This window comes from Cohnella pontilimi, from assembly GCF_005049045.1.
GTDB lineage: Bacteria > Bacillota > Bacilli > Paenibacillales > Paenibacillaceae > Cohnella > Cohnella pontilimi.
The window spans coordinates 61,206-80,936 of sequence record NZ_SUPK01000005.1; the positions used below are offsets into that span (position 1 = coordinate 61,206).

Here is a 19,731-nt window from a genome sequence, read left to right on the forward strand (position 1 = left end):
CCATGATCAGAAACCGGAATGTGAAAGGAAAGCTTCTGCTCGGATTCAGCGTTGTTATTTTACTTTTTAGCGCAGCGATCACTTATTCCGTGTTTTTCATGACCGGTCTTCGTTCATTAACCGATGAACAAACCCGTCGTGTCGCAGATCAAATAATGGTTCAGGATCTGAAAAACGAAGTGGGACTGCTCTACGGCGACCAAGCCAATGTCATGATGAGACAAAGCAGCACCGCTGCAGAAGGTTTAAAGAAACATCAGAAAAATTTCCTCAATTTGGTTGATCAAGTCGCTTCCGCAGCTGAAACGGCTGAACAAAAAACGTGGGTTCAGCAGCTGAAATCAGCGGCCGGCAGTTATTCATCGAACATCGACGCCGTCCTGGAGGTTTACAACAAAAGGACATCTCTCGGCAACGGGGAAAAGAACGACCTTTTTATGAAACTTAACGATGACGCGGCACTGTATATCCAAATGATCCATGCGCCGTTGGATCGTTTGGCCGCCTTCTATGTCGCAGCATATGACGATTTAAACAACCGGTTGACCAGCCAAGGGAAGCTTGCGATTCAAATGTCCGTGGCCGTAAGCGCAGCGGCAGCTATTCTGGCCATCCTCATCTCCTTCGCAATAGGCAGGCTCATTGGCCGCCCGCTCGTCCTATTGGCAAATTCCGCCAAACATATCGCTCAAGGAGATTTGAGCCGGAGTATACCCATCCGGCCATCGAAAGATGAAATCGGCATGTTGGCGCAAAGTTTCGATGAAATGACCGCCAGCTTAAAGCAGCTGCTAAGAGAAGTGGACGCAAGTTCCAGACAAGTAGCGGCTTCCTCTCAAGAACTAGCCTCAAGCGCCGATCAATCCGCCCTCGGCAGCCGGCAGGTTGCGTCAGCGATGACCGGAGTTGCCGCCGGTGCGGAAACGCAGGGACAAGCGGCGGTCGAAATGGTTCGGGCTGTGGAGGAGATGGCAGCGGGCGTGCAGAAAATCGCAGACACTTCCTCGTCGATCGCCGGAGTGTCCGAGGATACCGCCGTCAAGGCGCAAGCCGGCAATGAATCCCTTCACAGGGTCATGCACCAGATGGAGAATATTCAGTCCTCAGTGGAACGACAGGTTGCCGTTGTTACGAAACTGAAATTGAACTCCGAGGCCATCGGCAATATCACAGCCACGATGAGTGATATTGCCGGACGTACGAATATTTTGGCTTTAAATGCGGGTATCGAAGCCGCTCGCGCAGGCGAACAGGGCAAGGGATTTACGGTGGTGGCGGCGGAAGTCCGGAAGCTGGCCGAACAATCCGCAGAGTCGGCTAGGCAAATCGCAGACCTGATTGAGGCCATCCGCGAGGAAATCTCTCTGACCGTGGATGCCATGAACGAAAGCAGTCGTGAAGTGCGCCTTGGTATGGAGAGGGCGGAGGAAACCGGCTTGGCGTTCCGGCTTATCGTGAGCTCCGTGGATCAGGTAACCGCCGAGATACAGGAAATGTCCGAAGTCGTCGATCAGTTATCCGCCGGTTCCGAAGAAGTCGCTTCATCCGTTTCGGCTCTGGCCGAAATCGCAAAAGAGACTGCCCGCTCTACGCAAAATGTGGCAGCCAGCACGGAGCAGCAGTTAGCGATTATGGATGAAGTGGCCCGCTCCTCCGTACTCTTGAGCGGACTTTCGCAGTCCCTTCATACAGCTATCGAGAGGTTTAAGGTATAAGTAAAAGCGTGCGGCGCAGCATAATTGACGCAATCTTTCTTAACCCGGCTTCTTCCATTGGAAGGGCCGGGTTTTTGGTTCCTTCGCGCGTTGTGCTACCATAAAAACAGCCAGGCATAGAAACGGAGAGATTACTGAACATGGCAGGAAGCGGAAAAATACGAAGCGATGTACGTCCCGGGCTGGAAGTCGATATCGTGCTCAAAAAGGATCAGCGAACCGGCGTCACCACGCGCGGAATTGTGAAAGATATTTTGACGAACTCACCGACCCATCCGCACGGCATTAAGGTGCGGCTGCAGGATGGACAGGTTGGCCGTGTCCAAGCGATCATCGGCCCGGGCGGAGGAAACGCCTGATGCAGATCCAGATTGTTTGCGTCGGCAAACTGAAGGAAAAATACTGGACGGGCGCGATAGACGAATACGCCAAACGTCTCGGACCGCTCGCCCGTCTAGACATCCGCGAGCTGCCGGACGAAAAAACGCCCGACTCCATGAGTCCGGCGGAAGAAGAACTGGCCAAAACGCGCGAAGGCGAGCGTATCCTCGCATCGCTCAAGCCGGACGCCCACGTAATCGCACTGGCCATCGACGGCGAAACGTGGACGAGCGAGCAGCTTGCCGCCCACCTCGAGCGGCAAGCCGTCTACGGCGGCGGTTCCGTCGCCTTCATCATCGGCGGCTCGCTTGGGCTCGCGCCTACCGTCCTCGCCCGTGCCGACAAGCGTCTCTCCTTCGGCCGCATGACCTACCCGCACCAATTGATGCGGGTCATATTGCTTGAGCAGATTTATCGGGCATTTAAGATTAATCGGGGTGAACCTTATCACAAGTAAGGCGAAAAATTCTTTAGTACTGTACGGAAGTGACAAAGCGCGTTTTCTCAAAGAACTCATGCATTTGATGTTGCCAGTTCGTGGTTGGATACAAGCGGGCAGGCCATTAAGCCGTTACCCCGGAGCCCGGCTGGAACGCTCCGTTACACCTTGGATAAAGGACTGCAATTCGGCAATGAATACCTTTGCTCCTTGCCCCATAAACTTGTCCTTCCGATACATGATGCAGATATCCTGGCTAGGCGTAGGATGGAGCAACGTAACCGCCGAGATATGACCGCGGTTAAGATAATCAAGCAGCATTCGTGGCAGTATCGAGGCCCCTATCCCTTGTTCTACTAAGGACAGAAGGGTCGATAATGTAGAGGTTACAATAGGGTTATGGACAGCAATCCCTGTTTCTTGGCAACAAGCATGGAAGACCTTCGTAATTTGATGCTCCGGACCGAACAGGATCATCTTCAACTGCTCTAATCGCTCGAAAGGGATCGCCTTTGACTTTGCAAGCGGGTGATCTGAATGGATGGCTAATGCAAACTCCTCGTGGAACAAAGGGATGATAGCGATTCGATCGTCCGGATTCGAAGGCACTGTCGTAACGCCAAGATCTCTTATGCCGTCGACAACCTGTTCATACACATTCACGGTCTCCGTTACTTGGATGGAAAGTTTGGGATACACAAGATGGAAGTTAACCAACAGCGTATCGAAGAGTAGGTCCCCGTCGCCGGGCAGGATCCCGATGTCCAGCCTTCCGTTTTCCATTCGCTTCAGATCCGTTATTGCCCCTTTCGCGTTGTCGATGTGTTCGAAAATCTTCCGGCAGTGCTCCAACAATATTTGACCTGCCTCCGTTAGAGCGATCCGCTTGCCGATACGGTCGAATAGAGGCAGCCCAAGCTCGTTCTCTAGAAATTTGATCTGTTGACTCAGATTCGATTGCGTGGTGCAGAGGCTCTCTGCTGCCCTTGAGAAATGCATTACCTTGCATATGGCAGCAAAATACTCTAATTGTCTTAACTCCAATCCGAAGTGTCCTCCCTCTATCGTATGCCTTCATTACTAAAACCGATCGATCTCATCGGAATCTCGTGATTGTTGCTTTATGTAGCTAGAGGTACTCTTTAGTTGCAAAGGCAAAACACATAAACCAATTTGGGAGGCGTTTAATGATGGCAAAATCGATCGTAAATACGGGAAAAGTTCTGCGTCAGATTGTTATCGGGCAAATTCAAGGCATTTCGGAGGCTCAGCTTGACATTCAACCGGAAGGCTTCAACAACACAATTCGCTGGAATGTCGGTCACATGATCTATTGGATGGACAAATACGCCACCCTTTCTTTCGGGTCCATTTCCGCCGTTCCTTCGAGATATGAGGTTTTGTTTAACTCAGGAACGAAGCCCTCGGATTGGACGATCGTTCCACCATCCAAGGATGAACTGATTCAAATGTTAGTGACTCAGCTTTCCAAGCTCTCCGAGCTTACGCCCGAATGGCTAGACAAGACGCTGCAATCGCCGTTTGAAATGGGTCCGTTCCAATTCATTACCGCCGGCGAATTGTTTAACTTCGCTCTGATGCACGAAGCCATTCATCTTGGCCTCATTTCGAGCCAGATGAAATTGCTCCGATAGAGATCGTCTAATTCACCGCAACGGGGGCACAGGAAGATGCCATCGTTTATCTCAAACGGGATTGAACTCCATTATGAAGAAGAAGGAGCCGGTTTCCCTTTGGTCATGCTTCATGGCCTGATGGGGAGCGGCGCAACGTTCAAAAATGAAGTAAATCAGTCCAAGTCGCATTATCGCGTGATCACCCTAGACTCGCGCGGGCATGGAAAGTCGAAAAAACCATCTCAGTATACTTGGAAGGATCACATACAAGACGTAATTGCCTTGCTGGATGTTCTCGGTATTGAATCGTGCTATCTTCTGGGGGTATTGATGGGGGGTTATATTGCGCAAGGGGTCGCCATCGCTATTCCCCAAAGAATAAAGAAACTGTCGCTAATCGTTTCGAAAAGCAATGGGTAACCTCTTCGATGCAAGAGCTGTTGGAGCGCCACGCGGAAGAAATGAAGGATCTCACAGCTGAAGAAAAATGGGGTTATGCTTTTACCTATATGTTTTATAACCAAGCTGCGGTTGGGAAGGTCATGCACGATTGGCATATCGAACATGTAACGCTGTCGGAGCCAAAGGAGCAGATGGCCGCGAACAAGGCGCTTGAAGGCTTTGATTTTCGGAACGATCTAAAGAATGTTGCTGCCCGTACGCTAGTCATTAGCGGTAAATACGACGGATTAAATCCGCCGGAACGGGGAAAGGAGATTGCCGCGCTCATCCCCGATTCGACCTTCGTTGAATTCGAGTATTCCGGCCACGCGCCGAGCATCGAAGAACCGGAACGATTCATTAAGGAAATAACGAGTTTCTTCTTGAGCGAACCCGGCTGAGCGCGTGACATGGAATCCCTGACTCCTTATTGCCAAGTTTAACACAGTTCCGGATTGGAAATAAGAGGAATGAAATCCAAACAAGGCCGAACCGAGGCAATCGGTACGGCTTTGTTTGCATGTCGTCCGTTAAGTTGTCTCTCGGCGTCAAAGTTATATTTCGCAGAATTCATTAAGTTACCGCAGTTTGTGATAAGAATCTTTCCAGTATCAATCTCAAACCTTCCGGATTGCTAATCATCGGTAAATGTCCGGTTTCCAAACATTGAACGGATTGCGAGGAAAAGTTTGAGATCATTTTATCTTGTAAAGAAGGACTGAACTCTTTATCGTTGGTTAGTTTCACGTATAGCTTGGTACATCTGGAACTGATACGTTGATTCAATCTGTGTACACTTGTACCGCCTCGGGAATGAACCCTTTTACGATCCACGCAGCTTGATCCGGTGAGAGATCGTTGCATAATCCCGTTCGGATGGCCGACTCGGGCGGTTTCGTACCTAATATTCGCAGGATAATAAGCTTCTGGGAAAGCGGCAAAATGGGTAGAAATGAACTACCATTCATCGGAATGGCTGCCCCTACAGCGACAATACCCGCAAGCCGATCAGTGCGATGGTAGAGGGATCACGACCTAGCTCACGCCCGATCTTGCGGCATGACCAGCTCAAATAATGCAACGCCTTTAGTTGTCCCCGATCAATTATGCTAAGATAGGAGTATTTCATGTTGAATTACGGTTACCATAAATTTACTACAATACACCTGCATCTCTTGCCGAGTAGAACGACGGATAAATCGGTCGATAATTTAGTTCGTCTCTTATTCTCGTAGTATCGACGACCATGTCCCAAGGATCATAATCTTTTTGCAGTGCTTCTGACGGTATCTCGCTGTTATTAAGGTGAAAAAGCTCCGCAATCGAGATCGGTGCATGCCATTCGTTCGCGTTTGAGCGAAATTAATGACTGCAGAAGGGAACCGGCTCAGTTGACATCGGGGCATAGTCGATTAAGTGGAGATCGTTCTATAGGGATGACCTCTTTGTTCACGAATCAGACGGAACCGTTTTTGCTTGCCACAGGTACAAGCCGGTGTTCAGGACACGGTTTTGACTTTACCTCTCCAAGAAACTATAATTATTTTGGTTACAGTTTATCCAGGGAAGGGCTGTCTCAGGATCGAGCTGGCTCCTCAAGCAGTATAGGGGCAAGGCAGCAACCACCAGGATGATTGGAGCCTGGAGGGGAAAGGCTATGTAAAGCGATCCGTTCGGATAACGCACATCGAACCTTAATCCCAGAAAATAATGCATCTGATACGGAGGAAATCATCATGAAGATCGCAGCTATCGTCGGCAGTAACCGTAAGGAGTCTTACAACCTGAAGCTAACGAAATTTCTGCAGAAGCGTTATGCTAACCGCTTCGAGCTGGAAATCGTAAGCATTACGGAGCTCCCGTTCTACAATCAGGATATCGAGAATACACCTCCTGAATCCGTAACGCAATTTAAGGCCAAAATCAAAGCTGCCGATGCCGTATTGTGGGTGGTTCCTGAATATAATGGCACAGTCCCCGGCATCATGGTCAACGCCATTGACTGGTTATCGAGGGTCGACCGCGTAATGATCGGGAAGCCATCTTGGATCATAGGAGCTTCCATGGGCAACCTAGGCACGGTCAAAGCACAAGCGCATTTACGTGATATTTTGTTCGCCAGTGGGGTCAACTCCCCGCTTCTTCCAAGCAACGAGGTGTATGTCGGCGCCGTTCATGAGAAAATCGATGCCCAAGGCAACCTCATTCACGAACCGACCGTCCAGTTCCTCGACTCGGTCGTTAATAATTTTATTGCTTGGTACGACAGTTTCCATGCCGCAATATCAGCAACGAAGTAAATCCACCGCATTTGCAGCCTAGTTTTTCCAACTTGATATCGCTGCATTATTAAACGGTAGTATGCAATCATCAAAACTTATAAGCTCACGAAAATAAAAAATGATGTTGATCGGCATCAAGTATGCTGATCAACATCATTTTTGTATTTCGTAATGCCTCTATTCCCTCTCCACTGCAAAGATCTTCTCGCTAATTTGGCGAAGAAATCGAGTGTTGAAATTTGGGGTCCTCAGGCGATAGCCCGGTAATCATCTGAGTAACGTCCGTATAGGAACGGAGGACATTTTTTCTCTTTTCTTCCCCATTTATACCGCAGTAGCTATCGTTCAGGCGTTTACTCGTACGGGATTCGATATCAGGCTTCACGCCATTAGCACCTTAACGTTGGGCGATTTGGGTTGGATTCAAAGAGCCGATTTTATCGCCACCGGCTGTCTCGCGGTAATTGCGGCCATAGGAATTCGCAGCTTGCTGCGAGGTGGCAAGGGGGGCGTATGGGGACCGATGCTCATCGGGATTTATGGGATCGGTATGATAGCGGCCGGGCTGTTCCGTCCGGACTCTGGACTTAGCTTTCCTCCCGGCGCCCCTGAAGGCATGCCGACATCGATGAGCAGCTCTGCATCCATCCATCCTTTGGCTTTCTTTACGGCATTCATCTGTCTGGTTGCGGCATGTCGGAAGCCGATGAAGCATTTGGCATCCCACTCGCGCGTGCTGTTATGTCATAATAGGTGGAAGAAGAACAAGGGAGCGGCATCAGGTGGAGAGACAGAATAGCAGCTATAGGTGGGTCGTGCTGACATGCATCCTGCTGGACTACTTCCTGATCGTGATTCAACGGACGGCGCCGGGACTCATCTCGGATCAATTAATGGCGGACTTTCATGTGACGGCGGCTGCGATCGGTGTCTTGGCCAGCATTCAATTTCTGGCTTATGCCGGGCTTCAGATTCCCGTGGGTATTCTATCCGATCGCTATGGCCCGAACGGATTCCTAATCGCAGGGACATTGTTGGACGGATTTGGCACGCTGCTGTACAGCTTAGCCGCGCATGAATCGATTCTGCTGATCGCACGGCTGCTGGTGGGTATTGGGGATGCGGCGATCTGGATCAGTGTGGTTTTGATTCTAGGCCAGTGGTTCCGGGCGAAGGAATTTGTGAAGCTGATCGGGCTTGCTGGGGTGAGTGGCAGTCTCGGCTTCCTCGTCGCGACGGCTCCATTCTCGGAGTGGATCGCTATGGCAGGCTGGCGAGCGCCCTTCCTTACATCGGGCATCGTGTTGATTCTGTTCGGCGGATTGCTCTACTATGTCCTGATATGGAACCTTAAGCGGCAGCCCCTGAGGGAATCGAGCAATCATTCGGCAGTCGCGGCGAATGCGAAGATCAATCGGGAGCGGGACAAGGTAACCGTGGTGCTGAGGCGGATTTTGGCGAATCGGCAAAGCTGGGCGACGTTTCTGTGCCACTTCGGATTGGTCGGCACGTATGTCGGCTTCATCGGTTCGTGGGCGATCCCGTACGGGATGCACGTGTACGGGATGTCCCGCTCGGGCGCGAGCGGGCTGGTCATGGCCGGCCTCGTCGGCGCACTAGTCGGCGGGCCGCTGGCAACCTGGCTGGCTGCTCGCTTCGGCTTGATGAAGCGTTTATACACTATCTTTCATGTAGTCGTATTCCTGAGCTGGATGGTCATCTACCTGTGGAACGGGAAGCCGCCCGTCACCATCGCGACGGTGCTGTTCGTGCTTATCGGACTTGGCAACGGATCGAGCGCCTTGACGTTCGCGGTCGTACGCGATTCGTTCAATATCCGAGAGGTGGGAGTTGCCTCGGGCTTCGCGAATACCGGCGGGTTCGTCAGTGCGATTCTGCTGCCGAGCCTGTTCGGTCGGGTGCTGGATCATTTCGAGGGCTCCGGGACGATCACCGGGTATCATCAGGGATTTCTTATTCCGGTTGTATTCGCCCTGTTCGGTTTGGCTGGCGCATTGCTGTTGCGGGAGAAGATGGACAATCTCGAACCAGAAGACGGCCGTTGAGTTTTCAGCATGAAGGAAGATCGTAAGTGACGGCTCCGGTCGTCTCTTTTTTATTTATTATAAGTGTACCCCAGTTGACAAATGAATGAACGGCTCATATACTCATATTAAATGAATGAGTCATTCAATGAATTGGAGGAATACTAAATGAGCAGGATGAACCAAGCGAACGGCCGAAATGTAAAAGGAAAATACGCGGTGATTACCGGCGCGACGAGCGGGATCGGATTAGCGGCAGCAAAAGAGTTAGCCGCCAGAGGGACGAATTTGGGCATTGTCGCTCGCAACGAAGCAAAAGCGAACGAGGTTGCAGCTACACTTCGGGCATCCTTCGGGGATCAGATCACGGTGGACGTTTTCATCGCCGACATGTCTTCCCAGCGTTCGATCCGTCGCGCGGCAAACGATATGTTGGCTAAGTTCCCTAGGATCGATATTCTCATCAATAATGCGGGAGCCATGTTCGTCGATCATAAACTGACGGAGGACGGACTAGAAATGACCTGGGCGGTCAACCATATCGCGCCATTCTTGTTAACGAAGCTGCTGCTTGATAGACTGATGATGAGTGAACATGCCCGTATCATTACAACGTCGTCCCACGGCCATAAGATGGCCAGGAGAGGCATCAATTTTGAAGATTTGAGCGCCAGGCGTTATTTTGGATTTCTGGGGAAAATGAAGGGCGGCCCTAATTTCCGCTACGGTGAGACGAAGCTGGCGAACATTTTGTTTACCGCCGAACTGGCGCAACGGTTGAAAGGAACGAATGCCTCCGTCTATTGTTTTGATCCGGGACTCGTCGCTACGAATTTCAATCAGGACAACGGATGGATGGCCCGGATGACGATGGCCGTCATGAACAGATTTTCCCGAACGCCTGAGAAGGGTGCGGAGACGCTTGTATGGCTGGCGGACACCGATGAAAAGAGCCTTGAAAGCGGACGTTACTACGCGGACAAGCAAGTGAGGACGCCGTCGGCGCAAGCGAGCAACAGGGAAGCGGCGAAAAAACTGTGGGAATTGAGCGAAGCGCAAATTCGCGCATCAGAAGCTTAATCGGCGGTTCGACGAGCACAAGGAAAGAAGGATAACCATGCCAAGAATAGCAAGAGCGCAGGCGGAACAGGCGCTCGACGAACGCAAGGATCAGATCAAAAGGGCAGCTTTAAAAGTTTTCGCGGAGAAAGGGCTCGCTGGAACGAAGATGAGCATAATCGCAGAGGAAGCGGGCATCAGCCAAGGCTTATCGTATCGCTATTTCGAATCGAAAGATGAAATTTTCACGCTTCTCGTTGAAGAGGCAATCGAGGAATCCCAGAATGCGATCCGAAATATTCAGCAGTTACCAGGCTCGCCTCTAGAGCAACTAAGGACGTTCACGCTTCAACTGCTGGACGAGAACCATAAACATTATTTCCTGCTCGTTCAACAAGCGCAAAAGTCGGAAGGCGTTCCGCGCAGGGCGAAGGAAGCGATCGAGCGGTATTCCCCCCAAGAGACGATCGAGCTGTTGATCCCGATATTCGTCCGAGGGCAGCAAGAAGGACAATTCGCTGAAGGCGATCCTTACAGACGGTTGATTCTATTTCTTTCGGTCGTGACGGGTCTTATGCTTCAAGATGCGAAGGCGATAGGAGCCGACTGGACGCAGGAAGTCGACCGTCTGCTGAACATCTTAACGAAATGATGAGCAAGCCGGCCCGAGATGGGCCGGCTTGTCCATCTCCAGAGGGCACCCCACAAGGGTGCCCTATTCTCATGCTGTTGGTAGGGATTTGGTTTCGCGGATGTTCCTTATGGCAGGTTTAAATGCCAAAAGTTGTAGTTCCAAAGAAGGAACTATAGGACGATTGTCGAATAAAAGATGTATAGAAATGTCTGTATTTAACGAAAAATAGGATTTCCTTAATATAAGGAGGTATTTTCATGAGTTCTGATTTTGTTTCTATTGGAGAACTCCTTGCACATTTGAAAGAAGTCAATGACCTTGAAGAAAGGGCCCAATCTCTTCAGGATTTTGTTGATAAAGATAACGAATATGGCCGGTACCTGGAAAATGGACCGGCAACTTTAATGAATGTCGTATCAGAACATACCGGTGAAAAAAGAGAATGTATTTTATGGAATGTTAACCACTATCTCAGTTTAAACAGAAACAGTAACGTTATCGAGAAAGCTTCGCATGCATTACGTCAATTTGGGACCGGTTGTGGTACGGCTGCATCTTCATGTGGAATGACTTCTTTGCATAAAGAAATAGAACAAAAATTAAGTAAATCGGTTGGAAAAGAAAGTGCTGTTCTTTTTCCGACAGGATTTACCACAAACCTAGGCGCTATTTCATGTTTGGCCGGTAACAAGGACTTGATTATTTTTGATCGAGAATGCCATTCATCCATCATTAATGGGATCAGGTTATCCAAGGCGAAAAAATGGATTTCATTCAAACATAATGATGTCGCCGACCTTAAAGCGAAATTGCAGAGGTTTGGAGACGCATTTGAAAACATCTTTGTAATCGTGGAATCGGCCTATTCATTGAGCGGTGATCTAGCCCCGTTGAAAGAAATCACCAGTTTGAAAAAAACGCACAAGTTTTATTTGTACGTGGATGAGGCACATACTTTTGGCATCTATGGGGATAAAGGACAAGGATATTGTTATGAACTAGGAATAAGCGATCAAGTTGATTTTATTATTTCCACTTTATCTAAAGCTACAGCGTCCGTTGGCGGTTTCTTCGCGGCAGATCAAAAATACTGCTCATTGATAAGGTTTTCGGATCCTTATCTATTTCAAGCATGCTTAACACCGGCTGATGCCGCAGTCGTACTCGCTGCTCTCGAGGAAATAGAAAATAACCCCTCATTCATTCGTAGACTTCATGATAAAAACAAGTATATGAGGGGTTTATTAACATCTAAAGGATTTAATCTTGGGAATAGCAAGAGTCCAATCATTCCGATATTTATTGAAGATCATCATAAATTAAAATTGGTTGTAAATGAACTTTATCTCCAGGGTATTTATTCTACTCCCATTTATTATCCGGCCGTGAAAATGAATCAAGGCAGGATAAGATTAATCGTCAATTACGCTCATACGAAAGAACAGATTGATTATACAGTTCAGGTACTGGAAGATATCTGTCGCAAACATCAAGTGATTGGGAATAAGGACAGCGATCTGTTCGTTATAAACCTTTAAAACACTCTGTATGGGAGTAAAAATATGGAGATAAACGGACAGTATCTCAAACTGGACTTGCATCCATTGAGCTTAGGTTTCAAGGATCCGTCACTAGAGAATGAATTTAAAAATTATAACGACAGCGAAGTAAGAGGGTTTAACCGAATTGGAATTATTTTTTCCTATTTAACCTGGCTTGCTTTGGGTATATTTTCATACGTAAGCTTTCATGATTATTATTTTCAAATTGCTAATGTAGTCTTAATTTTTTTATTCCCCATATTCACTTTAAACTTACTTGTATTATCCTCGCAACGCTATATAAAGTATTTCCAGACTCTAACAGCTATTTCCAATGCATTTGCAGGATTAGGTATCTTTTATATTGGTCATTTTGTATTAGGCAATCACCTTTTAACAATTTGTGGTGAGACTGTAGTCATTTTATTTGGTTTTTATATATTAAGACTGAGGTTTACCATTGCGGTATTGACCACGCTTTTATATGTGATCGCCTACCAGGTTGCGATGTTCGGTACAAGCGATATGGGACTGCTCTCCTTAATTATATGGGTGGTTGAAAGCACCTGTATCTTAGGTGGAAACATTCTGGAACGGGCAAACCGTAAAACGTTTTATCAGAATAAGCTGCGACAAATCGCCGAAGAGGAAAACCGTGCCAAGGGCGAATTTCTGGACAACATGTTCAACCTTGTGTCAGTCCCCATCGTTGTCGCTGAAGAAAATTATCAAATAATAGAAACCAACCCGGCATCGAAAGAGCTTTTCGGCAGTCATCCGCGTAATCTAATAGATTTATTAGCACCCTCCCAACCTCAACGAATGACCTTATTTAAGGTGTTTTTGAAACGGTCTCCCCTACATAATTTTGAAGCAGAACTATTAAAGAAAGACGGTCATATCATTTCTGCCTTGGTAAGTGTAAGCTTCGTTGAAAGGAACGGCCAGAATATCTCAATTTGTGTCATCCAGGATATCTCTGAACATAAGAATGCCGAAGAGAAAATCACTTATCTGGCTTACCACGATACGTTAACTGGGCTTCCCAACCGATTAATGTTTACTGAAAAACTAAAGCAGTTTGTAGATTCACACCGGCCAATCGCCGTTTTGTTCATCGATTTGGACCAGTTTAAAAAGATTAATGACACCCGTGGTCATACCATCGGTGATCAACTTTTGAAGCAAGTTGCACAACGTCTTGTCAATTGTGTGCGTGAAGAGGATATTGTAGCACGTTTAGGAGGTGATGAATTTACTGTCATCTTGCCGGCCAAAACGAAAACTGAAATCGCTCAGGTTGCAGAGAAAATTGTGGCGGAAATTCGGAACCCCTTCTATATTGGAGATTCTGAATTTTATTTAAGAACCAGTATTGGGATCAGCCATTATCCAATAGACGGAGAAAACATAGACACACTGATTAAAAGTTCAGATATTGCGATGTATAGAAGTAAGGAATTGGGGGGCAACAACTACAGTTTCTTTAGCAGTTCCATGAATCGTTTACTTGAGGAAAGAGTCAACCTTGAACGGCTTCTTCATACTGCGTTGGATCGTGATGAGTTTGTCCTGTACTATCAGCCGCAGGTAGACCTCCGTACGGGACATATATTTGGGGCGGAGGCTCTTATTCGTTGGATGCATCCACAGCGAGGACTGATCCCGCCAGATCAGTTTATCCCGATTGCAGAAGAAACAGGATTGATCGTTCCAATCGGTATTTGGGCACTGAGAACGGCTTGTATACAGGCAAAGAAGTGGAATCGTGAGCATCGTCACCCTGTCCACGTAGCTGTAAACCTATCTGTTAAGCAGTTCATTTCCAACGATATTGTCGCAAGCGTCGACAGGGCCATTCGGGAAACGGGGCTGAATCCGAACCTCCTGGAACTTGAGTTGACAGAAAGCATTATCCTGGAAAATACTGAATCGGTGATAGCCACAATGAATCAATTGAAAAAATTAGGAGTTCGAATCTCAATCGACGATTTCGGGACGGGATATTCCTCTTTGGCTTATTTAAAGGATTTCCCCATCGATTCGTTAAAAATCGATCGATCATTTGTCCACAACCTATCGAAAAACGATAAAAATACCGCCATTATTTCTGCGGTCATTACTTTGGCACGAAAGCTGGGTTTAAAATCGGTTGCTGAAGGGCTTGAAACTCCAGAGCAACTGCATTTTTATAGGATGGAGGGTTGTGATTTGGCGCAGGGGTACTATTTTAGCCGTCCGTTGCCGGAGGATCAGATGAACGATTTACTTGATCATTCCGTATGGCATACTGGTTTTGCGGATGACAATCGTCCGAAGAGGGCAGGAGTCAAATGAGATGTTCCTCGTAATATAAGCATCTTGCATATCAGGAGGAGTTCGACTCCCTCGCCTCCACCACCAAAAACCCGACCACATGAGGTCGGGTTTTTGTTATGAGTGACGTGCGGAGAACCCTATCAGTAACGGCAAGTTTTTGTAATGGATGGGCATAATGGATTCATGGCGTGCGAAAGGAAGGAACTGCAGGACATGGAAATGGATCATCCCTTGGTAATCTTGCCTGAAGAACAAGCGCCCGAAGGTATAGAGCATTGTGAACTTTGCGAACTATCCAAGCAGCGAACTCGTGTCATCTGGGGTGAAGGAAATCCAAGAGCCTCGCTTATGATGATTCTGGATAATCCCGGAGCCCGGGAGGATCGGCAAGGAAATTCGTTTCTGTGCGGTACCCGAGAAACACTCCAACTCGGCATGAGGGAGGCGGGTATAGATGCAAACGCTGTTTATGTCACTTATTTGCTTAAATGCCGACCGATGCGTGCCTACAATAAGCCTAAGTCTAGAGCGGCATGTCTTCCTCATCTACAGTTGCAGCTCTTTCAGAAGCAGCCGCTTATTTTATTTGGATTTGGTAATGTCGTAGCGGAAGCAGTATTCCCAGATAAGGAGAGTGCCAGTGTCAAGGAATTACGAGGCAGCTGGTATGAGTTTCAAGGTATGCCCATCAGCTTCACCTATCAGTCTTTAGAGCAAGTTGCTTGGGGCAACCATTTCCGGCAAATGTATTCTGAGGTTGCCTTTAAATTATTCACCGGTTCGTTTATACTATTCGCATTCGTAAGATCGGGAGGTGATACTGATGGCAATCAGAGATTGCCGGACTGGAAAAGCTCATGCAAAGCCAGAATTGAAGGCGATACTTTGCATGGGGTGAACCAAGATTCATAAACATCGCCCGAATGAGCATCTATCGTTTTCTAATAGTTGGCTTTGCACCTTATTTCTTTCAAATAAAAATAAGGGGCTGACGTCCATGTGCGAACCATTTATTAGAAATCACCAATATAACTTTATTAAAAACCAGGCAGATTCTGTGCTTCATGCACTCCGAACGGTCGGCGATCCGAAAATATTGGAATCCGTCCGTTCTAGCGCACAAACCAAAGCGGCGGAGCTATTTCCCGACGTAACAGACAACCGGAAAACGATGCTGGAGTCTATTTCCAGTTTGAAAACGGCAGACGATTTTCAAAAATATTTGCAGGCGCTCGAGCCGTATATAATCGAGTTTCCTCTAATTACCGAGAAGCAGATTCGGAAACTTTTCCCGAAAAATAAGAAGCTCAAGCTGCCTGATCTTTCACAAATCGACTTACGCTATGTATCCTTTCTGAGCTGGACCGATATATCAACCAATAAAATGTTCATCGTGTATCATACAGGCGGACAATTCGTCGGCGTAGAGGGCAGATATACGGCAACCCATAAGAAGAGCTACTGTTTCGTGTGCAATAGATACGAAGAACTGGCATTATTCTCGGCGGTATCCAAGAAAAGGCCGGCACATGCTTCGTCTGACTATTTCAAATCGGTCGGCAACTATATATGCATTCACGGCCATGAGTGCAACAGGAACGTTACCGATGTTTCATCGTTGGAAAAATTCATCGACTCGGTTCTAGGATAGAATCGGGAACATAACGCAAGTCAAGGGGCGGCTCCTCGGCCGCTCTTTTGATACAATAGTTCCGGAACCTATACAGGGAGGATGATTCGGATCATGACCGTTATCAAAAAAGTCATCTGCTTCGTGGACGACGAATTTGAAGATTTGGAGCTTTGGTATCCGGTTTACCGCGCGCGCGAGGAAGGAGCCGAAGTTGTGTTCGCCGGTCCCGAAAAGGGACGGAAATACATCGGCAAATACGGAGTGCCCGCCGTTTCCGATATTTCGTACGCCGAGCTTGACGCGGAATCGTGCGACGGCTTGCTCGTCGTCGGCGGATGGGCGCCGGACAAAATCCGCCGGGACCCCCACGTGCTCGAATTCGTGCGCCGGATCGACGCTTCGGGCAAGCCGATCGGGCAAATCTGCCATGCGGGCTGGGTGCTGATCTCCGCGAAAATCGCGGAAGGCCGCACCGTCACCTCCACGCCCGGTATTCGGGACGATTGGGAAAATGCCGGAGCCGTATGGATCGACGAGCCGGTCGTGGTCGACAGGAATTGGATCAGCGCCCGCCGTCCGCCCGATTTGCCGGCATACGCCAAAGCGTTCTGCGACAAATTGTACGGTCGCTCATAACATCTTCGCTTCAAGGAAATTCATTCACATAGAACGTATGACAAGTGATGGGCATGGAAGTCATGCGCATCGCTTGTTTTTTTTTTCTGCATCTGCCCGACTTGCGGTATCGGGTGCGATAACGCGGCTACCCGTAAGGATTACCAAATCTTGCTTGCCACTCCCTTACATTGCGTTAATTCGAAGATAACAACCGTCTTCTATGATTGAGCAGATAGAAGCGATCCATCGCACATATTACATCATGAGCAAGGAGGAGAATCACGCTTGAATAAACTGTCGACAAGCCGCACGCTGTTTATATGCCTCGCGTTATTCCTATTGGCCGCATCGTTCATTCCGAATCGAACGGTGCAGGCGGAAGCAACCGATCCGGGAGCCGCGGGTTTGCAGCGGATCGGCGAGATCGCGGACCACTCGAAGCCGCCGGCCGACAAGCTGGTACTGGCCGTCATCGGCGATTACGGGGATTGTTACCGTAATTGCGAGCACGAGCAAGCTGTGGCGGATCTCGTTCATTCCTGGAATCCCGACGCCATCCTGACCGTAGGGGACAACTCGTATCGGCTCGGTACGGCTGAGGAAGTGGAAGCCGATCAGAAACCCTATTGGCAGGATATTGCCGCCGGCCGGTTCTTCCCGATTTACGGAAACCATGATTACGGAAACGGCTGCTCCCCGGATAGCCTGAAACCGAGTTTGGATTATTTCAAAATTCCCGCAGCCTTCGTCGCCGGTTTCGGCAACGGGCTGGTCGATTTCGTGAATCCGGACGTCAATTGCAACGCGTCCAGCCAAACCGGCGCCCCGCCGGCAATATTCGACGCTTACAAAAATACAGTCAACGAAAGCTCCGCCAATGCAAAGTGGGTGTTGGTGGGCGGACATCAGCCGATTTTCTCTTCCGGCCAGGCCGGGAATAACCTGAATCGGCGTTGGCTGTTGACGCCAGGCGTAGATCTGCTGCTGCAGGGCCACGATCATCATGCGGAGCACATCATAACGCCTGAAGGGTATAACGAAGTCATTACGGGCAACGGCGGCCAAGGTTTGACGCCGCTGTTCCCTCCCGTACCGAGCAGCATGTTCCGCGACAACTCGGAATACGGAGCGGTCCGTCTCACGGTAACGCCGGAGACGTTGACGGTGGATTACGTCAACATTCCGGGAACCGTCGTCTATTCCTTCACGTTGAAGAAAGATCCGTTTACGAAGAAAGCTTATGTGGCCAGCCGGACGGACTGGCAGGATCCGAATCCGAACCCCGGCGACGGTCAACTGACCGGAGACAAGACGGTATCCATGGCGTTCGGGGAAGACGATGAATATAAGAACGGAATGGACTGGTTTCCCTACGAGAGCGGACCCGCGCATGAGATCGAAATCGACGGAAGAACCGCATTGCAGCTCGACCGCAGCGCATTCGGCACCGGCAACAATTTGTATATGAAAATCGACGACGAACGGATTTACGGCGGACCGTACAAAGCTGCCGCGTCGATCGAATACCGGTCGCCCATTGCCGGCTCGTTCGTGCTGCAGTACGAATCCGCGGCTACGGGAGCCACGTACCAGAGCACCGCGCGAGTCACTATTAAGGACGATCAGGTCGATAAGTGGCAGACCGTTACGTTGGACATGCCGGGCGCAAGGTTCACGAACCGTCAAAACGGGGGGGCCGACATGCGCATCGTAGCGGCCAATAAACTTCCGTTAATCATCAGCTCCATGAAGATCGACGCCACGCCGGAGAAGCTTCCGGTCACCCTGTGGGCGATCCGCATTCAAAATATCGATCCTATGAAGGCGGGCGAGACGAGCCAGGCTGTCGTCAAAGCGACCTATAGCGATTTTTCGACCGCGCTTGTGACAGAAGGTGTCACCTTTACGAGCAGCGACACCCAGGTGGCAACCGTCGATGAGACGAGCGGCATGATTACCGCGCTGCGTCCTGGGGATACGGTCATCACGGCCGATTATGGCGGCGTGCAGGATCAGTACCATTTGGTCGTCAAGGATTCGGTTCCTCCGACGACGACATTGACCCTTGACGGGACACTTCTGAGGGACGGTTCCTACCTGCACGAGGCCATCGTTCGTCTGGGGTCGGTTGACGATGATTCCGGCGTGGAGAAAATCGAGTACAGTCTCGATCAGGGAAATACGTGGAATCTCTATACCGGACCTTTGGCGCTGACCCAAGATGGCACAAGCGACATTCAATTCCGTGCCAGCGACAAAGCGGGGAATGTCGAGCTCACGCAGACGCACACCGTCAAGGTCACATCTGCAACGATCGCGAACCTGCGAGCGCTCGTGAAGAACGATTCTTTCGGGCAGAAAGGAACGCAGGAATCCGTCTTGAGCCACATCGACAACGCGGAGAAAAAGTTCCGCCAAGCGGCCGCATTCAGGGATCAAGGCAAAGCGGATCAAGCCGCGCATTTTGAGGCGAACGGGTACGATTCCCTGAAACAACTGCGAGATAAGATCGAAAAATTATCCGATGAACAAGTGAACCCGGCGCTTAAATCCGAACTTCTTGTCTTCATCCGTTATATGATCGATCACAAAACGATCTAAAAGTTTAAACCGGATCGCCGAATGCAGCCGGGAACATCAACGCGATGTTCCCGGCTTCTTGCATTTAGCGGCTCGCTCATTCTGACCTTTCCGAACCGGCATCTTCCGGTTTCAAAAGCGCCATGAGGTAGAAGCAACTGCGGTGAAATGAGGATAGAGGGATTTCTAGGAGCTTGTCGCGGTGCGACGGCTCCTTCTTATTTTTTTGCCGACAAAACAAAAACCCGGCAAATCCGCCAGGTTTATTGCACACAAAGCAGCACTGTGGTATCATTAAAGACCGTGAGTGCATTTTTTAATGGTTAAAGTTCGCCCATCTTATCTTCAAGATAATCATACCACACGGCATTGCGGTTTGTCAAACGTTCTTTTTTCTTCAGATTTAA

The 19,731-nt window shown here is 49.1% G+C and carries 18 protein-coding genes and 1 pseudogene; 17 read left to right on the forward strand and 2 right to left on the reverse strand.

Annotation, left to right across the window (positions count from 1 at the left end; translation table 11 throughout):
• Positions 1-2 precede the first annotated feature (2 nt).
• The 3 genes from E5161_RS11050 to rlmH all read left to right on the forward strand — a co-directional run bounded on the left by E5161_RS11050 (position 3) and on the right by rlmH (position 2,553).
• The gene (locus tag E5161_RS11050) at positions 3-1,715 is read left to right on the forward strand and encodes a methyl-accepting chemotaxis protein (protein ID WP_136777879.1); all 1,713 of its coding nucleotides are present in this window, start codon (positions 3-5) and stop codon (positions 1,713-1,715) included.
• A gap of 140 nt (positions 1,716-1,855) precedes the next feature.
• The gene (locus tag E5161_RS11055) at positions 1,856-2,074 is read left to right on the forward strand and encodes a YwbE family protein (RefSeq protein WP_136777880.1); all 219 of its coding nucleotides are present in this window, start codon (positions 1,856-1,858) and stop codon (positions 2,072-2,074) included.
• Positions 2,074-2,553, forward strand: coding sequence for a 23S rRNA (pseudouridine(1915)-N(3))-methyltransferase RlmH (gene rlmH / locus E5161_RS11060; RefSeq protein WP_136777881.1), 480 nt, complete (start codon positions 2,074-2,076; stop codon positions 2,551-2,553). Before E5161_RS11055 ends, rlmH begins: the two co-directional genes overlap by 1 nt.
• 114 nt (positions 2,554-2,667) lie before the next feature.
• Here rlmH and E5161_RS11065 read toward each other — a convergent pair whose 3' ends face one another.
• The gene (locus tag E5161_RS11065; protein ID WP_136777882.1) at positions 2,668-3,579 is read right to left on the reverse strand and encodes a LysR family transcriptional regulator; all 912 of its coding nucleotides are present in this window, start codon (positions 3,577-3,579) and stop codon (positions 2,668-2,670) included.
• Between the two features lie 146 nt (positions 3,580-3,725).
• Here E5161_RS11065 and E5161_RS11070 point away from each other — a divergent pair, with 146 nt between their 5' ends.
• The 3 genes from E5161_RS11070 to E5161_RS11075 are packed head-to-tail and all read left to right on the forward strand — an operon-like array spanning position 3,726 to position 5,014.
• Positions 3,726-4,190, forward strand: coding sequence for a DinB family protein (locus E5161_RS11070; protein ID WP_136778156.1), 465 nt, complete (start codon positions 3,726-3,728; stop codon positions 4,188-4,190).
• A gap of 36 nt (positions 4,191-4,226) precedes the next feature.
• Complete coding sequence (locus tag E5161_RS21130; protein ID WP_246042191.1) at positions 4,227-4,592, forward strand: alpha/beta fold hydrolase; 366 nt, start codon at positions 4,227-4,229, stop codon at positions 4,590-4,592.
• 8 nt (positions 4,593-4,600) lie between these two features.
• Positions 4,601-5,014, forward strand: a complete 414-nt coding sequence (locus E5161_RS11075) for an alpha/beta fold hydrolase (RefSeq protein WP_342773859.1) — start codon at positions 4,601-4,603, stop codon at positions 5,012-5,014.
• A gap of 611 nt (positions 5,015-5,625) precedes the next feature.
• Here E5161_RS11075 and E5161_RS11080 read toward each other — a convergent pair.
• Positions 5,626-5,742 (reverse strand): annotated as a pseudogene (locus tag E5161_RS11080) (helix-turn-helix domain-containing protein); the annotation flags it as partial.
• A gap of 607 nt (positions 5,743-6,349) precedes the next feature.
• On the opposite strand from E5161_RS11080, the gene E5161_RS11090 reads away from it, so the two are divergent.
• The 11 genes from E5161_RS11090 (at position 6,350) to E5161_RS11140 (ending at position 19,345) form a co-directional block, all read left to right on the forward strand.
• Positions 6,350-6,913, forward strand: coding sequence for an NADPH-dependent FMN reductase (locus E5161_RS11090; RefSeq protein ID WP_136777884.1), 564 nt, complete (start codon positions 6,350-6,352; stop codon positions 6,911-6,913).
• 304 nt (positions 6,914-7,217) lie between these two features.
• The gene (locus tag E5161_RS21420; RefSeq protein ID WP_425456515.1) at positions 7,218-7,694 is read left to right on the forward strand and encodes a DUF998 domain-containing protein; all 477 of its coding nucleotides are present in this window, start codon (positions 7,218-7,220) and stop codon (positions 7,692-7,694) included.
• On the forward strand, positions 7,678-8,961 hold the full coding sequence (locus tag E5161_RS11100; protein WP_136777885.1) for an MFS transporter: 1,284 nt from the start codon (positions 7,678-7,680) through the stop codon (positions 8,959-8,961). The genes E5161_RS21420 and E5161_RS11100 overlap by 17 nt, the downstream gene beginning before the upstream one ends.
• A gap of 147 nt (positions 8,962-9,108) precedes the next feature.
• The gene (locus E5161_RS11105) at positions 9,109-10,020 is read left to right on the forward strand and encodes an SDR family oxidoreductase (RefSeq protein WP_136777886.1); all 912 of its coding nucleotides are present in this window, start codon (positions 9,109-9,111) and stop codon (positions 10,018-10,020) included.
• A 37-nt stretch (positions 10,021-10,057) separates the two neighbouring features.
• Complete coding sequence (locus E5161_RS11110; RefSeq protein ID WP_136777887.1) at positions 10,058-10,651, forward strand: TetR/AcrR family transcriptional regulator; 594 nt, start codon at positions 10,058-10,060, stop codon at positions 10,649-10,651.
• A gap of 239 nt (positions 10,652-10,890) precedes the next feature.
• Entirely contained in the window at positions 10,891-12,171 is a 1,281-nt protein-coding gene (locus E5161_RS11115) for an aminotransferase class I/II-fold pyridoxal phosphate-dependent enzyme (RefSeq protein ID WP_136777888.1), read from the forward strand.
• Positions 12,172-12,195: 24 nt separating this feature from the next.
• Positions 12,196-14,511: a putative bifunctional diguanylate cyclase/phosphodiesterase gene (locus E5161_RS11120; RefSeq protein ID WP_136777889.1), complete on the forward strand. Its 2,316-nt coding sequence runs from the start codon at positions 12,196-12,198 to the stop codon at positions 14,509-14,511.
• A gap of 201 nt (positions 14,512-14,712) precedes the next feature.
• Positions 14,713-15,405 carry a uracil-DNA glycosylase gene (locus E5161_RS11125; RefSeq protein WP_246042204.1) on the forward strand — a complete coding sequence of 231 codons (693 nt, stop codon included), beginning with the start codon at positions 14,713-14,715 and terminating at the stop codon, positions 15,403-15,405.
• Positions 15,406-15,490: 85 nt separating this feature from the next.
• The gene (locus E5161_RS11130; RefSeq protein WP_136777890.1) at positions 15,491-16,144 is read left to right on the forward strand and encodes a FusB/FusC family EF-G-binding protein; all 654 of its coding nucleotides are present in this window, start codon (positions 15,491-15,493) and stop codon (positions 16,142-16,144) included.
• 93 nt (positions 16,145-16,237) lie between these two features.
• Positions 16,238-16,762, forward strand: coding sequence for a type 1 glutamine amidotransferase domain-containing protein (locus E5161_RS11135; protein ID WP_136777891.1), 525 nt, complete (start codon positions 16,238-16,240; stop codon positions 16,760-16,762).
• A 267-nt stretch (positions 16,763-17,029) separates the two neighbouring features.
• Positions 17,030-19,345: an OmpL47-type beta-barrel domain-containing protein gene (locus tag E5161_RS11140; RefSeq protein WP_136777892.1), complete on the forward strand. Its 2,316-nt coding sequence runs from the start codon at positions 17,030-17,032 to the stop codon at positions 19,343-19,345.
• Positions 19,346-19,731 lie beyond the last annotated feature (386 nt).

What these genes read in the sequence shown, in the direction of transcription:
- E5161_RS11050 (WP_136777879.1), top strand. Translation starts at nt 3, where the DNA reads ATGATCAGAAACCGGAATGTGAAAGGAAAGCTTCTGCTCGGATTCAGC.
- E5161_RS11055 (WP_136777880.1), top strand. Translation starts at nt 1,856, where the DNA reads ATGGCAGGAAGCGGAAAAATACGAAGCGATGTACGTCCCGGGCTGGAA.
- rlmH (WP_136777881.1), top strand. Translation starts at nt 2,074, where the DNA reads ATGCAGATCCAGATTGTTTGCGTCGGCAAACTGAAGGAAAAATACTGG.
- E5161_RS11070 (WP_136778156.1), top strand. Translation starts at nt 3,726, where the DNA reads ATGGCAAAATCGATCGTAAATACGGGAAAAGTTCTGCGTCAGATTGTT.
- E5161_RS21130 (WP_246042191.1), top strand. Translation starts at nt 4,227, where the DNA reads ATGCCATCGTTTATCTCAAACGGGATTGAACTCCATTATGAAGAAGAA.
- E5161_RS11075 (WP_342773859.1), top strand. Translation starts at nt 4,601, where the DNA reads ATGCAAGAGCTGTTGGAGCGCCACGCGGAAGAAATGAAGGATCTCACA.
- E5161_RS11090 (WP_136777884.1), top strand. Translation starts at nt 6,350, where the DNA reads ATGAAGATCGCAGCTATCGTCGGCAGTAACCGTAAGGAGTCTTACAAC.
- E5161_RS11105 (WP_136777886.1), top strand. Translation starts at nt 9,109, where the DNA reads ATGAGCAGGATGAACCAAGCGAACGGCCGAAATGTAAAAGGAAAATAC.
- E5161_RS11110 (WP_136777887.1), top strand. Translation starts at nt 10,058, where the DNA reads ATGCCAAGAATAGCAAGAGCGCAGGCGGAACAGGCGCTCGACGAACGC.
- E5161_RS11115 (WP_136777888.1), top strand. Translation starts at nt 10,891, where the DNA reads ATGAGTTCTGATTTTGTTTCTATTGGAGAACTCCTTGCACATTTGAAA.
- E5161_RS11120 (WP_136777889.1), top strand. Translation starts at nt 12,196, where the DNA reads ATGGAGATAAACGGACAGTATCTCAAACTGGACTTGCATCCATTGAGC.
- E5161_RS11125 (WP_246042204.1), top strand. Translation starts at nt 14,713, where the DNA reads ATGGATCATCCCTTGGTAATCTTGCCTGAAGAACAAGCGCCCGAAGGT.
- E5161_RS11130 (WP_136777890.1), top strand. Translation starts at nt 15,491, where the DNA reads ATGTGCGAACCATTTATTAGAAATCACCAATATAACTTTATTAAAAAC.
- E5161_RS11135 (WP_136777891.1), top strand. Translation starts at nt 16,238, where the DNA reads ATGACCGTTATCAAAAAAGTCATCTGCTTCGTGGACGACGAATTTGAA.